At 33.3% G+C, this 14,820-nt stretch carries 16 protein-coding genes; 1 reads left to right on the top strand and 15 read right to left on the bottom strand.

What is annotated here, in order from left to right:
• Positions 1-19: 19 nt before the first annotated feature.
• The 11 genes from CHHT_RS04775 to mltG all read right to left on the bottom strand — a co-directional run bounded on the left by CHHT_RS04775 (position 20) and on the right by mltG (position 9,528).
• Positions 20-1,258, bottom strand: coding sequence for an RNA polymerase factor sigma-54 (locus tag CHHT_RS04775; RefSeq protein WP_034961215.1), 1,239 nt, complete (start codon positions 1,256-1,258; stop codon positions 20-22).
• Entirely contained in the window at positions 1,258-1,986 is a 729-nt protein-coding gene (lptB, locus tag CHHT_RS04780) for an LPS export ABC transporter ATP-binding protein (RefSeq protein WP_064019751.1), read from the bottom strand. Before lptB ends, CHHT_RS04775 begins: the two co-directional genes overlap by 1 nt.
• Positions 1,979-2,380 (bottom strand): tRNA (adenosine(37)-N6)-threonylcarbamoyltransferase complex ATPase subunit type 1 TsaE, encoded by a 402-nt coding sequence (tsaE, locus tag CHHT_RS04785; protein ID WP_034961213.1) that lies wholly within the window; start codon positions 2,378-2,380, stop codon positions 1,979-1,981. Before tsaE ends, lptB begins: the two co-directional genes overlap by 8 nt.
• A complete protein-coding gene (locus CHHT_RS04790) occupies positions 2,364-2,609 on the bottom strand; it encodes a S4 domain-containing protein (protein ID WP_034961211.1) in 246 nt (81 codons plus the stop codon). The genes tsaE and CHHT_RS04790 overlap by 17 nt, the downstream gene beginning before the upstream one ends.
• A 139-nt stretch (positions 2,610-2,748) precedes the next feature.
• Entirely contained in the window at positions 2,749-3,063 is a 315-nt protein-coding gene (locus CHHT_RS04795; protein ID WP_034961209.1) for an HU family DNA-binding protein, read from the bottom strand.
• Between the two features lie 99 nt (positions 3,064-3,162).
• Positions 3,163-4,182: a UDP-N-acetylglucosamine--N-acetylmuramyl-(pentapeptide) pyrophosphoryl-undecaprenol N-acetylglucosamine transferase gene (locus CHHT_RS04800; RefSeq protein ID WP_034961208.1), complete on the bottom strand. Its 1,020-nt coding sequence runs from the start codon at positions 4,180-4,182 to the stop codon at positions 3,163-3,165.
• Positions 4,179-5,363 carry an FtsW/RodA/SpoVE family cell cycle protein gene (locus tag CHHT_RS04805; protein WP_034961205.1) on the bottom strand — a complete coding sequence of 395 codons (1,185 nt, stop codon included), beginning with the start codon at positions 5,361-5,363 and terminating at the stop codon, positions 4,179-4,181. Before CHHT_RS04805 ends, CHHT_RS04800 begins: the two co-directional genes overlap by 4 nt.
• Positions 5,364-5,424: 61 nt before the next feature.
• On the bottom strand, positions 5,425-6,489 hold the full coding sequence (locus CHHT_RS04810) for a tyrosine-type recombinase/integrase (RefSeq protein WP_034961203.1): 1,065 nt from the start codon (positions 6,487-6,489) through the stop codon (positions 5,425-5,427).
• Between the two features lie 157 nt (positions 6,490-6,646).
• Positions 6,647-7,885, bottom strand: coding sequence for an argininosuccinate synthase (locus tag CHHT_RS04815; RefSeq protein WP_034961200.1), 1,239 nt, complete (start codon positions 7,883-7,885; stop codon positions 6,647-6,649).
• Between the two features lie 66 nt (positions 7,886-7,951).
• Positions 7,952-8,536 (bottom strand): metal-dependent hydrolase, encoded by a 585-nt coding sequence (locus CHHT_RS04820; protein WP_051663690.1) that lies wholly within the window; start codon positions 8,534-8,536, stop codon positions 7,952-7,954.
• The gene (gene mltG / locus CHHT_RS04825; RefSeq protein WP_370510342.1) at positions 8,533-9,528 is read right to left on the bottom strand and encodes an endolytic transglycosylase MltG; all 996 of its coding nucleotides are present in this window, start codon (positions 9,526-9,528) and stop codon (positions 8,533-8,535) included. The genes CHHT_RS04820 and mltG overlap by 4 nt, the downstream gene beginning before the upstream one ends.
• Between mltG and CHHT_RS04830 the strand changes: the two genes are divergently transcribed.
• On the top strand, positions 9,425-11,956 hold the full coding sequence (locus CHHT_RS04830; protein WP_082864077.1) for a YhdP family protein: 2,532 nt from the start codon (positions 9,425-9,427) through the stop codon (positions 11,954-11,956). The genes mltG and CHHT_RS04830 overlap by 104 nt on opposite strands.
• 34 nt (positions 11,957-11,990) lie before the next feature.
• On the opposite strand, the gene hypA is transcribed toward CHHT_RS04830, so the two are convergent.
• The 4 genes from hypA to CHHT_RS04850 are packed head-to-tail and all read right to left on the bottom strand — an operon-like array spanning position 11,991 to position 14,723.
• A complete protein-coding gene (gene hypA, locus CHHT_RS04835; protein WP_034961196.1) occupies positions 11,991-12,332 on the bottom strand; it encodes a hydrogenase maturation nickel metallochaperone HypA in 342 nt (113 codons plus the stop codon).
• A gap of 10 nt (positions 12,333-12,342) precedes the next feature.
• Complete coding sequence (hypE, locus tag CHHT_RS04840; RefSeq protein ID WP_034961193.1) at positions 12,343-13,332, bottom strand: hydrogenase expression/formation protein HypE; 990 nt, start codon at positions 13,330-13,332, stop codon at positions 12,343-12,345.
• Complete coding sequence (hypD, locus tag CHHT_RS04845; RefSeq protein ID WP_034961191.1) at positions 13,333-14,421, bottom strand: hydrogenase formation protein HypD; 1,089 nt, start codon at positions 14,419-14,421, stop codon at positions 13,333-13,335.
• A gap of 20 nt (positions 14,422-14,441) precedes the next feature.
• On the bottom strand, positions 14,442-14,723 hold the full coding sequence (locus CHHT_RS04850; RefSeq protein WP_034961189.1) for a HypC/HybG/HupF family hydrogenase formation chaperone: 282 nt from the start codon (positions 14,721-14,723) through the stop codon (positions 14,442-14,444).
• Positions 14,724-14,820: the final 97 nt, after the last annotated feature.

Genomic DNA, 14,820 nt, shown 5'->3' on the forward strand with positions numbered 1-14,820 from the left:
TTTATAAACACTATCAGAATTAAGCATTTATAGCATATATTTTTTTTCTCTCGTTTGAGCTTGCTATGCCTAGCATTTTTCTATATTTTGTTATGGTTCTTCTAACTAGCTTTATATCAAACTCTTTTTCTATAGAGTTTAAAATACTCTCATCGCTTAGCGGTTTTTGGCGATTCTCGTTTTTTATAAGATTCTTTAAGAATTCTTTTAAGGCAGCGTTTGATATCTCCTCGCTAGCAGCAGCAGCAAAAAAACTCTTAAGCGGTACAACTCCTCTTTGCGAACTAATAAATTTATTTTGTATGGCGCGACTTATGGTTGAAGGATTTCGCCCAAGGTCATCTGCTATGTCTTTTAGCTTCATAGGTTTTATATCGCCACCAAAAAAATAGTCATACTGATACTCTATAATCATAAGTCCTATCTTATAAAGAGTGGATTTTCTCATCTCTAAAGCATCAATCAAGTCTTTTGCTTCTTTGATTCTAGAAGATACAAAATCACATTTTTCATCTACGCCATCTACATCGATAATTATATCTGGATAATACTCGTCATTTATTTTAACTTCTATAGATCCATTTATATTATAAACAAAGATATCAGGGATGATCTCTCTTTCATCTTCAAGGTACCCTATGGCAGGCGGATTTTTAAATTTTTTTATGATCTTTAGTGCCGCTTCATAATTTTTATCTTTTGTATAAGAGCCGATATTTTCCATATCGCAAATGATTGTTTTTGCTAAAGCATAAATTTTTTCATCATCACACAATTCTTCAAGTTGAAACAAAAAACTCTCTTTGTAATCTTTAGCACCAACTCCAGTCGGCTCAAGATATGCAAATCTCGCTCTGATACGCTCTACTTCGTCTATACTAAATTCTTTTAAAATTTTATCGTCCCACTCAAAATACCCTTCGTTGTTTATACATTCGATGATTAAATTTGCTATTTTGCAAGACTTCGTAGTTGGAAAAAGTGGAGCATTGATCTGAGAATAAAGCTTTTCATATAAGCTTTCATGGTGTAAAGCTTGGCTTTCTAAGCTTTCATTTGGCGAACTTTTATAAAGCTCATTATAAAAGTTTTTAGGAAATCTACTCTTGTTTTGTTCTATACTAGCAAATGGATTATCTTTAATAAACGGCTCCAAAGCCTCTTTTAGCTCATCAACTGGTGCTTGAAGTATCGGTAACCAACTTCTTAGAGTTTGGTTTAATTTTGCTTTTTGAGTGAGCTTTTGTGTAAGTTTCATTAGTCTAAAAGTTTAAACTCTTCGCCAAGATAGTGAGTTCTGACAAGTTTATTATTTGCGACCTCACTAGAAGTTCCACTAGCAAGCAAGCTTCCACTTTTTATGACATACGCTCTATCACAAATAGCCAAAGTCTCCCTAACATTGTGATCTGTGATAAGTATGCCAATTCCTAGCTTCTTTAGATCTTTTATAATGCTTTGGATATCAGCGACTGCGATAGGATCAACTCCTGCAAACGGCTCATCAAGAAGCAAAAACTTAGGCATAATCATAAGACTTCTAGCTATCTCGCAACGCCTTCTTTCTCCACCACTAAGACTAAGTCCTTTTCTAGCCCTAATGGGCTCTATATTTAACAAATTTAGCATTTCGCCGACTTTATGATGGATCTCTTCTTTATCTTTATAAAAAATTTCAGCTGCTAAAGTCAAATTTTCTTCTACACTTAGATCCTTAAATATGCTACTTTCTTGCGGAAGATATCCTATGCCTTGTCTAGCTCTTTTATGCAACGGCGTTTTTGAAATATCCATATCATCAAGATAAATACTCCCGCTAGTTGGTGAAATAAGCCCACATATCATATAAAACGTAGTTGTTTTACCAGCGCCGTTTGGACCTAAAAGCCCTACTACTTCTCCGCTTTTTACATTTAGAGAGATATTATTTATAATTTTAGTTTTTTTGATAGTTTTTTCTAAATTTTTTACTTCAAGTTTATGCAAAGCTCACCTCGTAAATTCTTTTATTTTCTTTAGCCGTGATATCTACTATACACACGTCGATACCGTATTTTTTAAGCAAACGTACCAAATTTTCATCACCCCATTCAACTATATGAAGCCCATCTTCAAATAAATTTTCAAACAAACCATTTGCTTTTAGACCTTCAAAACCGTTTTGATATATGTCGTAATGATATATATTTTCATAATTTTGCATTATGCTAAATGTAGGCGAAGTCACGTTTGCTTTAATACCAAAAGATGCGACTATAGCTTTTGTAAGTGTAGTTTTACCGCTTGCAAGGTCTCCTCTAAGCACGATAACGCCAGTTTTAGGAAGCTTTTGTACTATAGCATCTAACTCATCAAGCCCAAGCTCAAATACACTTTGCATATTTTTCTTGCTCACTTTTTGGTACGGTTTTTAAATTCGGTATCCCTACGACTTCGTAATTTACGACTCTAGTAAGAAAAGTTATGGTTATCTTATCCCCTACTTTTACCTCTTTGCTAGGTTTGGCAACGACTCCATTTACTGATACGACGCCACTTTTGCACATATCTTCGCTTATGGCTCTTCGTTTTGTGATATTTACGGTATTTAAAAATTTATCTATTCTCATAAGATTTATTTTAGCTAAATTTGGCTGAATTTTTTATTGATAGTGTGGGGATTTTAGTAATTTTAAAGATCAAATTATAGTGGTAAAAAGTAAGTCTAAGCAAAAAGATCCCCTCTTAAAGAAGGGATTAAAAATCGGATTATTTCTTTTTAGATGCGCATTTTGAACTACCGCAGCTAACTTTAGCTACTGCATCTTTAAGGTTTTTTCCTACTTTGAATTTAACAGCTTTTTTAGCTGGAACTTTGATCTCTTTGCCTGTACTAGGAACTTTTGCTGTTCTAGCAGCGCGTTCAGTTATACCAAAAGTACCAAAACCAACAAAAGTTATACTATCACCTTTAGTTAGTACTTCACTAATGCTTTCTAAAAAGCCATCAAGTGCAAGTTCAGTATCTTTTTTTGTAAGACCAGCTTTAGAAGCGACCAAACCAACGAATTCTGCTTTTGTCATTTTAAATTCCTTTGATTAAAAATTGTAGCTAGTATTCTACACTATTTTTCAACCAAATTCAAGTATTTAGGCAGTTTTTGAGCACAAATCAGTTAAAAACTAATTTTTTATATTAAATTGTAACACTTCGGCTATAATTTTCTCAGCACCACCCTCTAAAATCGTATTTTTAAGAGAATTAGAAATAAAGTTTATATCAGTTTGAAATATAATATTAAGTATATGTTCGCTATTTGCATCTTTTTGTTCGCAAATAGTAGCCAGCTTTTTATCTTGTAAAAACTTAGCGTTAAAAAACTGATGATTTTTAGCAGCGTATGGAAACGGTATAAAAATGCTAGGAAGCGCGTTGGCTGCTAATTCCCAAAGAGTGCTTGCCCCTGCTCTACTTACGCAAATATCTGCTTTAGACATAAAGCACTCAATATTTGGACTAAATTTAAAAAGCTCCACTTTAATACCTAAATTTTCATAAGATTTTTGCAGGCTATCAAAATCTTTTTCTCCACATTGATGGATGATGTTGATATTTTTTTGATCTAATCTCGGCGCCAAACTTAAAGCTAGTGAATTTATAAAACTAGCTCCTTGCGAACCGCCTAAAAAAATTACCGTTTTTAAATCATTTCTTACCCTAGAAACCGCGAAAAATTTCTTATCCACCGGATAATCATAAGGGTTATTTCCATACGAACTAAAAAATTTCGTACAAAACGGCTTTAAAATTTGATTTAGTCTTCCGCAAATAGCATTTTGTTCATGTATAAAAAACTTTTTTCTAAAAAATAGAGCGGCAAATGAAGCAGGAGCAGAGCTGTATCCACCAACACTAATCACCAAATTTATATTATGTTTTTTAAAAATTTGACCACATTTTATTGATAATTTTAGTATATTTAGCAAGCTAGTTAACTTGCTTATGCCTTTTTTATTTACTACGCCACTACTTGATAAAAAGTACTTAAATTTAAAAATATTGTCATTTTCAAACCACATCTTATCTTGACCTCTTGATGAGCCTATAAATACTGTTTGAAAACCCCTATTATGTAGTTCTATAGCCAAAGTCTTTGCTATAGCTAGATGACCGCCCGTGCCTCCGCCTGTGATCGCTATCATGATAAATCCGCCTTTTTACTGATCATTAAAACCATTCCTATGCCGACGCATAGCGCTAAAACAGAACTTCCTCCATAGCTCAAAAACGGTACTGCAATACCTTTTATAGGTGTGATAGAAGTAATACCATAAGCGTTCATCAAAAACGCTAGCGTGATGATAGAGCCAACACCAAGAGCAAACAGATGATAAACTTTATTTTCACTTCTGGATGAAACTCTAAATATCCTATAAATGATATAAATCATAAGATAAGTTATAGCTAAAATTCCCACAAAGCCTATCTCTTCTGCGATACCTGCTAAAACAAAGTCTGTATGCACTTCACTCAAAAAACCGAGTTTAAACGTACCATTTCCAAGTCCAACGCCAAAAAAACCACCGTGATATATGGCATTTAAAGAGTGGGTTATCTGATAAGGCTCCTCAGCGTCACTTATCCGCATAAACTCAGCAATATTGCTAGGCAAGATAGATAGTATAAAGTCTTGATTTGTCACCCACCATGACTGAAAACGCCTGATTCTGTGAGGTTGAGATATGATAGCAAGAACTACAAGTATGATACCAACTACGCCTATAGTTCCAAAAAACTTTTTGCTAGTCCCAGCAAACGTGGCTAGTATCATCAAAACTAGAGTTAAAACGACGACTTGTCCTAGATCTTTTTGTAATATAGCTATCAAAAATACGGCCATACCAAAAAGTATAAAATACGGAAAAAGTATCTTAAACTCATCTTTAAGACGTTTTTTATTGTTATCTATTTTTCTAGTAAAACTCCAAGCTAGAAAAAATACAAAGCCTATCTTGAAAAACTCAACCGGAGATAAAGATATGCCCCCAAGCCTTATCCACCTCTTTGCTCCACCAGTTACAGGCACTATAGAAGCTGGCAAAAACTGCATAATAATCATAAGTAAAAATGAGCTAAAAAATATAAAAAACCCTATGACTTCAAAAGTACTTAAATTTCCAAGTATGATTCTATTTGGATTTAATCTTGATATAAACCAAATGATAAAAATTCCCAACATTCCAACTATTAGTTGCCTTATAAAAAAGTGGTAACTCGCATAATCTAAATATAAAACCGTAAATGCAGACAAAGAAAGCGAAAATACAATCCCGATTGCGATTAGAGCACTGATAGCATAAAATAATTTTATATCGGCGAACAAATTTGTCCTTATTTAAATTTAGGGATAGATTATACTCTGATTTGGCTTTAAAATGAATAAATCAGCGATCATTTAGATCCTCGGCTACTTTAGCAGCAAGCTTGAGTTTATCGCTATCAAAGTGAGTATATATCCTAGAAGTATTTAAGCTAGCGTGACCAAGAGCTTCTTGAACCAAAACAAGATCTTTCTGTTTTTTGTAGAGCATAGTAGCAAATGTGTGGCGAAGCATATGGGCGCCGTTTTTTTCTTTGCGGATTCCTGCTTTAAAAAGTATCTGCTCGACTATACGACTTATATAAGCTTGCGTGAGCTTAGTGCCTTTTTTATTTACAAAAAGATATCCGTCTTGATTTATGTAATTTATAGCTATATTTTGGAGATGTTCTTCTATGAGATGTTTTTTTATCATAACTACGCGGTATTTATTTCCTTTACCACGTATTCTTATGATAAATAGATCGCCATCTTCACTAAGATCTTTTCTTTTTAAATTCAGAGCCTCGCTTACACGAATTCCCGTAAAAATAATAAGTTTTATGATAAGTTTATTTCTGTTCCCATTTTGCTTAAAATCAGCTTCATCTATGGCTTTTAAAAACTCTTTTACTTCATCTTCACTCATAAACTCAGGCAGTTTTTGCCCTTTGTTTCCGGTGATCCCACCCCAATTTTTAAGCTCAATATCAAAAAGATGGGCTTTACCATCTTCTTCGTTTTGTTTTTCTATAAACTCAAAAAAGTTTATCACGGCGATCCGGTAGTTTTTCTTTGTGGCGTCACTGAGATTTCCAGTAGTACTTGCTAAAACTTCACTTATTAGCTCTTCATCGATCGAGGCAAGGCTTGTTAATTCATAAAATTTAAGTACTTCATAAATCTTTTTTAATGGATTAAAATACGTATTTATACCAGTAAGTCCTGCGTTTCTAGCCTTTTTTGCTAGACCATCAAGTTCATCTATGTTTTTTACACCTTTTGTAAGTGCAAAATTTACTGCAGCAAGAGCGGAGCCATCTTGAAGCTCTTTGTTTGAGAGTGAGTTTAGCTTATATTTGACAAAACGAGTCAGCCAAAACAAAAATGAGCTTTCAAAACTCTCTTTACAGTCTAATTTGTATTTCATATGTACTAAATTTACTCCAAATTTATGCTAAAAACTCATTTAAGTTTATGCCAAGTTTAAGATAAAAATAGCCTATATTTAGACTATTTTTATTTAAACTTTATAAAACGTTTTTAAATTTTAATACAAATTTTAACAAGCAAATAATTATTTCAGATTATTTGCTTTTTTGCCAAAATTTACGTCCATTTTTTCCAGCGATTATAAAGCGTAAAGCGTTAAGTTTTATAAATCCATTCGCGTCTTTTTGGTCATAAACGCTATCTTCTTCAAACGTGCAGTAGGCTTCATTAAATAGATTATCGGTCTTACTATCTCTACCGATCACCATAACATTGCCTTTATAAAGCTCAACCCTAACACTGCCATTTACGTTCTTTTGGCTCTCATCTATCGCAGCTTGAAGCATTTTACGCTCAGGCGAAAACCAGTATCCATTATATACTAAACTAGCATATTTTGGCATAAGTTCGTCTTTTAGATGTGCTGCTTCTCTATCCATAGTAATGCTCTCTATGGCTCTATGAGCTTTTAGCATTATAGTGCCTCCTGGGGTTTCATAACAACCTCTACTTTTCATACCTACATAGCGATTTTCTACGATATCAAGGCGTCCGATCCCGTGTTTTGCGCCTAGTCGATTTAACTCTGTTAAAATTTCATATGGCTTCATGATTTTGCCATTTATCGCAATGGGATCTCCATTTTTATATTCTATTTCGATGATTTCGCTCGTTTCAGGAGCATTTTTTGGACTGACACTCCATCTCCACATATCTTCTTCGGGAGCGTGATTTGGATCTTCTAAAACAAGTCCTTCATAAGATATATGAAGTAAATTTGCGTCCATAGAGTATGGAGATTTACCTTTTTTCTTGCTTATATCAATGCCATTTTTCTCTGCATACGCTAGAAGTTTTTCACGGCTATTTAGATCCCACTCTCTCCAAGGAGCGATAACTTTGATATTTGGATTTAGGGCGTAAGCTCCTATCTCAAAACGAACTTGATCATTTCCCTTACCAGTAGCACCATGACTTACACAGTCTGCTTTTGTGGCAGCAGCTATCTCGACAAGACGTTTTGCGATAAGAGGACGAGCGATAGATGTGCCTAAAAGATACTCGCCCTCATATATAGCATTTGCTCTAAACATAGGAAATACGAAGTCTCTTACAAACTCTTCACGTAAATCCTCTATAAAGATATTTTCAGGTTTTATACCTAAACTTATAGCTTTTTTGCGAGCTGGCTCGACCTCTTCTCCTTGACCGATATCGGCTGTGAAAGTCACAACTTCACATTTATACTCGTCTTGTAGCCATTTTAAAATGATACTTGTATCAAGTCCGCCGCTATAAGCCAAAACAACTTTTTTAACATCCTTCTTTTGCATCTACTGACCTTTGTGTAAAATTTCTAAAAATTGTAGCTAAAAATTTATAAAGGCGAAATAAAAAATTTAAAAAATACTTAATATTTGAAATTCATTTATAAGCTTATCAAGTGGAATTTTATCGCCGAAAATAGCATAAATTTCCATAGATACTATAAAGACTAAAGTCGGCAAAAGCACCGTTCTTTCAAAAGCTGAATTTGTATAAAATCTAAATTCCACAGGCAACAAAGCAAAAACTTTGCCTTTAAAAAATGGATAAAACGCATCTTTTATACCGCTTTTTGTAAGTGCGTCTCCTAAAATATGTAAAAAATATCCTATTATAAATCCAGCTCCGGCGACTGCTAAATTTAAATTTTTAGGTAAAAATAGTAGAAAAACTAGAGTAAAAATAGTCGGAATTATAAAAAAATGCGTAACACCTCTGTGTCCAAACACAGCTTTTATCAAATTCGATACACCAGTAAATTTACGGCCTATTTTTGAGCTTGGCTCATCTATATCAGGAAATAATGAACCTAAAAAAACGCTAGCCATAAAAATCCCAAGAAGTTCCCTATCTATCTCAAAATCAAGTGCAAAACTAGCTAAACTAATAGGTGCTAAAGCTACGCAAAGAGCGAAACTAACGTGAGTTTTTGCTATCATTTTGCTTTATTTATCTCTCTTATATGGCTTTCGTAGCTTTTGCTAAATGTATGTTTGAGCGTTTTTGGATTACGCACAAAGTATAAGAAATCTGTTTTTTTAGGAAAAATAGCCGCTTTTATAGCATCTAAACTCACGTTACAGACTGGACTAGGCGGAAGTCCTTCGTAAAGATAGGTGTTATATCTGCTTTTATCTTCCTTTATGCGCTCACTAGTAACTTTATCGTGGGAGTACAAATCATAGTTTAACGTTCCGTCCATTTGAAGCTTCATACCTTTTTTTAACCTATTATAGATGACTGATGAAACGATAGGCATTTCGCTCGCATCAGCAGCCTCTTTTTGGATAACTGAAGCTATAATTAAGAAGTTAAACCATTTTTTTTCATCCCACTCACCAAATATTTTTTGACTGATCTGGCGATGATATTTTGTGGATAAATTTACCATATAATATATCAAATGTTTCTCACTGATCCCTTTTGGCACTTTATATGTTTCAGGGACAAGGTAGCCCTCTTTTATAGGAGACTGCGCTTCATACTCTTTTATAAGAACAGTATAATTAAGATCTAGTTCGCCTGCGATCTGCTTTAAAAAATACTTAGTCGTTTCTCCTGGTATCAGTGTAATGCTTTGCATAGCAGCTTTTGCAGTCGTAAGCTTGTATAAAAAGTCAAATTTGCTTAATTTTTCAGAGCCGATCTCTATCCAACCAGACTGTGGAAAACCCATAAAAACTAAAACATATTTGTCAAATTTATTGACATTAAAGTTGCGCTGAGTTAAATATGATATAATTTCTCCTACACTTCCACTTGGAAGATACACAACTTTGCTAGTATATATAGGTCTTGCAAGCGTTGCAAATAAACTTAGGAAAATTATGAGCACGATTTCAAAAATTATCAAAAAAATACGCTTCTTTTTTGCACTATTTATCATTATAATATCTGCCTTGCTTCTAACTTTGATCAACGGAATAAAAATAGACAATTTTCATTCAAATATAATTGATATCGAAAAATTATATATAAAATTAGATAAAAAACTAATTGTAAATTTAAAAAATTTAGAAATTCATAAACAAAAAAATCAAAAAAAGAGCAACAAAGAGCTACTTGATATAAGCGATAATATAATTTGGCTAAATAGGCTATTTAAAGAGATAAATATAGAAAATTTAACTTACGGCGAAGTTAGTATTAAATTATTATATAAAGACAATATATTTTATATCGATACACCAAGGCTTACCATAAATACAGCCATAGAAAATAAAAACAAGATTTTGATAGTAAGTGCGAAAGAGATCAAATTTAAAGATTACAACGTTACTATTTGGGGAGATTTTAAAGCCGATATAATAGAAAATAAATATAGCTTTTTGGGAAATTTTACCTCTTATGAACTAAGTGGAAAGCTGTATTTAAATTTAAATAACGATATTTTGGATTATTACGTTTTTGATACAAAAGCAGATAGTTTAAAAAACTTTATAGAAAATTTAGCTATAAAAACTGGTCTTGACGAAGAGATAAAAAACTGGATATACGGATATATTATAGCAAAAGAATATGTATTGTATGAATTTGGTGGAAAGATAAATTTAAACAACTTAGAGTATTATCCAAAACAGATGTATGCAAAAGCAAGAGCCAAAGATCCGGTGGTAAAATTTCATCAAAACGTAACTCCAGCAGTAGCTGAGTTTGTAGATGTGACTTTGAAAAACGATACTCTTAGTTTTGCGCTTTCAAACCCAAAATTTAAAGATAAATCTATAAATGGAAGTAGCGTAAATATATATAATCTCCTAACTCAAAACTCGCATTTAGTACTAAATTTAAAAACAAATTCTTTGCTTGATTATGATATCCACGAAATATTAAAAGCTTATGAGATAGACTTTCCAGTAAGCCAAGATAGTGGAAAAATGGACGCAAATTTAACATTAGATATAAATTTTGATCCGTTTTTTATAAATAGTTATGGGGAATTTAAAGTAGAGAATTCAAACATTGATATAAACGGAGCTAAGTTTTATAGCAAACAAGGGCTCGTATATTTAAAAGATAATATCATAGATATAAAAAGCTCAGATCTCAAAAATGATATCTTTGAAGCAACTGTATCTGGAGCCATAGATACAAATACTAGTAACGCTAAATTTGGCACGTATTTTAAAAATATCTGTATAAATGAATGCAAGGTACTTGATATCAAAGATCAAAACGCCACTGTAAATTTGGACTTCAATGATGAAGTAAAACTCTCATCGCCAGAGCTAAACTTTAATATGAATATAACCAAAAAAACTATAAATTTAACAAACCTTGCAAATTTAAAAAAGAGTTCTCAAATAATGCAAGAGTTAGGTATTGAAGACGCAAATTTGAGTCTCAAAACAGATGATTTTTCTAAATTCAATATAAATCTTACGGGTACTAAATTTGATATGTCGCTTCAAAAACGTGATGGTACACCTTATAAAGAGGATGATTTTAGCATAAATTTAAATAAAGATATAAACATAACTAGCAAAAGTGAGCTTATGAAATTCGATATCTCAGGTAACTTGATAAAAGCGTATTTTAAAGATCTGATTCTCGTAGTAGATAAAAATATGAGCAATCAAAACGAGCAAAAAGATATCAAATTTTTTGCTACGAATTCTGCTTTATACTTAAAAGACTCAAACCGCACAATATCGTTTGATAAATTTAGCGGAAGTATTACTAAAAACGAGTTGGTATTTGATGGAAATAACAGTTTTGATTCAAATATAAGAGTGATAAAGAAAAACGGTGATTTAAAAATATTTGGGCAAAATCTCAGCTCTGGGTTCGCAAATGACTTTTTAGGACTAAACTCATTTAACGAGGGTAATTTTACTATAAAACTGTACGGCAAAGATTTTGATACCTTTCAAAGCGAAATAAAAGTAAAAAATACATATTTAAGTAGCTATAAATTCTATCAAAAATTTCTAAGCTTTATAAATTCCATCCCATCGCTTTTGATATTTAAAGTTCCTGATTTTAATGATAAAGGATTTACCGTAAATGATGGCGTGATGTTCATAGAGCGCGATAACAACAAACTAAATATAAAGGCTTTAAATTTAACCGGAAGTAGCGCAGATATCGCAGGACGTGGAAGTATAGATTTAGATAGCAAAGATGTAAATATAGATTTTGAGCTAAAGCTATTAAAAGACGCGAGTTCTATTATAAGCAAGATTCCATTAGTAGGTCATATATTTTTAGGAGATGATAAGACTATCTCAACTGTTATAGAAGTAAGAGGAACTTTAGATGAACCTAAATTTGAAACACAAATCATCAAAGACATCATCAAAACGCCGTATAATATCATAAAAAATACCTTACAGCTTCCATTTACTATATTTGACTAATTCAGAAATAAAATGATAAATTAGAGATGAAAAACTATTCCATCTCAAGGCGCATCAAATACATATCTTCACCAGCTACAACATCGAGCTTATTTGCACCGCATTTTGGACATAAAAAGCTATTTTCTAAGAGCACTCCTTCAAAACCGCAATCGCCGCATTTTACAATAACGTCTTGCGTACTAACGATGAGCTTTGCGTCATTGCAGATAGTGTTTATCTTAAAAGCATCAAATGCACTTTGTAGGTAGTGAGCCTCCACTCCACTTAATCTACCTATCTCAACTTCTACTTTAGTTATCTTTGTAGCATTATGCTTCATCGCATTTGTCTCACAAAGCTTAAACAGATCTTGAACTATAGCTAATTCGTGCATAATATCTCCTTTAGCAAATTCTAGGTAGCAACTCGCCCTTTGGCAGCTCCATAAATCTAGTGGCTCCATAGCTATTTTGTATAATTACATTTGATTTATTACTATCTAAAATCTCGCCAATGCTATTTGCGTTTGAGTTAAATTCTTTTAAAATCTCAACCGCTCTTATCTCATCTTTAGGCTCAACAGCTAAAAGAAATGTCCCCTCATTAGCTAGCTCATAAGGCTCAAAACCAAGAATTTCGCAAATCCCCATCACCTCATCACTCACAGCGATACTATCTTGGATAATTTTAATATCTCTCCCACAAGCCTTCGCCCACTCATTTAATACAGCTGAGAGTCCACCACGCGTAGCATCTCTCATAGCAAGGGGAGCAATACCAGCATTTAAAAGTGCTTCTACAATTTTGTATAAAGGCTTACAATCGCTTTGTAAATCGCTTTGTAATCTTAGCTCATTTCTACTTGCTAATACCACAGCACCATGCCTACCTACATCGCCACTTAATAGAATTTTAGCGCCACTTTTTAAATTCTCTATTCTAACTTCTTTGATTATCTCTCCCACGCCTGAGGTATTGATAAAAATTTTATCACAACTTCCCTTGCTAACAACCTTAGTATCGCCGCAAACTATAGCTACTCCAGCCTCATCAGCCGTGCTTTTCATACTAGATAAAATATCTTTAAGCTCATTTATATCAAATCCTTCTTCTATGATTAAAGCACAACTAATATATCTAGGCTTTGCTCCTACCATAGCTAGGTCATTTGCCGTCCCGCAAACTGCGATTTTACCAATATCTCCACCTAGAAATTTAGTAGGACTTACCACAAAGCTATCAGTGCTAAATGCTAGTTTTCCGCTTAAATTTAAAATCGCACTATCATTATTTTGAGATAAAATTTCATTATTAAAAATCTTAAAAATCAACCCATTAATAAGATCATTCATCTCTTGCCCACCACCACCATGAGCTAACATTATCTTTTGCATCTACCCTCTTTTACTATATTTATAATACGCCGCACAAGCACCCTCGCCGCTTACCATACAGCTACCAATTGGATTTTGTGGATTACAAACCTTACCAAATACCTTACAATCATATGGCTTAGCTTTACCACGCAAAATTTCACCGCAAATACAGGCTTTGGATTCTTTAGACTCGCCTACTTCTACATTAAAATATTTTTTAGCATCCAAATAATTAAACTCATCTCTTAGCCTTAATCCGCTATCTTTGATAACGCCTAGCCCTCTCCACTCAAAATCACACGGCTCAAAATACCTATTTATCAGCTCTTTAGCCTTTTTATTGCCATCTTTGCTAACTACTCTAGCATACTCATTATAGACTTTATAGGTGCCATTTTGGTGTTGATTTACTAAATTTAATATACTATCCATCAAATCTAAAGGCTCAAAGCCACTTACGGCAATTGGGGTCTTAAACTCATTAGCAAGCTCTTCATATATCTTACTACCAGTAATCACACTTACATGGCTTGGCCCTAAAAATGCATCAATTTTCACATCTTTATCGCTCATTATAGCCCTTACTGGAGCTGGGACTGTTACATGATTTAAATGTATAAATAGATTTTGTAAATTTAAATTTATGGCTTGTTCTACCACCACAGCACTCATAGGAGTAGTAGTCTCAAATCCAATAGCAAAAAATACAACTTTTTTATCTGGATTTTCTTTGGCTATTGTGATTGTATCAAGTGGAGAGTATAAAGCCCTAATATCAGCCCCACCAGCCCTAATATCAGCTAAAGAGCCCTTACTTCCAGGCACTCTTAACATATCAGCTAAAGTGCAAAATATCACCCCTTCTATACTAGCAATTGCTATAGCCTCATCAATGCGACTTCTAGGCATTATACACACCGGACATCCTGGGCCGTGAATGAAATTGATATGCTCCCCTACTAATTGCGGTAGGCCAAATTTCATTATACTATGAGTATGACCGCCACAAATCTCCATAATATTTAATGACCTTTTACTTCTTTGTTTAATTATCTTGCTTAAGGCTAAAATCTTATCTTTATCTCTAAAACTATTTATTAAATCCATTATCTGCCTAATTATTAAATTTAATCTTTCAACGCTGCTAGACCCATATCGCCTTCATCGGCTGATATTTTACCACTACTCATATCATCTGCTATTTGCTTATAAATCTCTAAGCTCTCTAAAGCATATTTAGTATCGATCTTTTCCATCGCAAATCCCACATGTATAAGCACATAATCCCCCACCGATACAGGCTCAGCTATCAAGTCTAGGCTCACTCCACGCCTAACTCCCATAGTATCAACTATGGCAAAATTATTCTCATCTATTGATATTACTTTTGATGGTATGCTAAGACACATTTTTATCCTTATTTTCACGCATTAAAAGCACTAATTCTAGCAAATATTTTTTTAATTTTCAATACGCTTTATTTACCAAAAGCTACGCAATAATCGT

Source organism: Campylobacter hyointestinalis subsp. hyointestinalis, assembly GCF_013372145.1.
GTDB classification, from domain to species: domain Bacteria; phylum Campylobacterota; class Campylobacteria; order Campylobacterales; family Campylobacteraceae; genus Campylobacter; species Campylobacter hyointestinalis.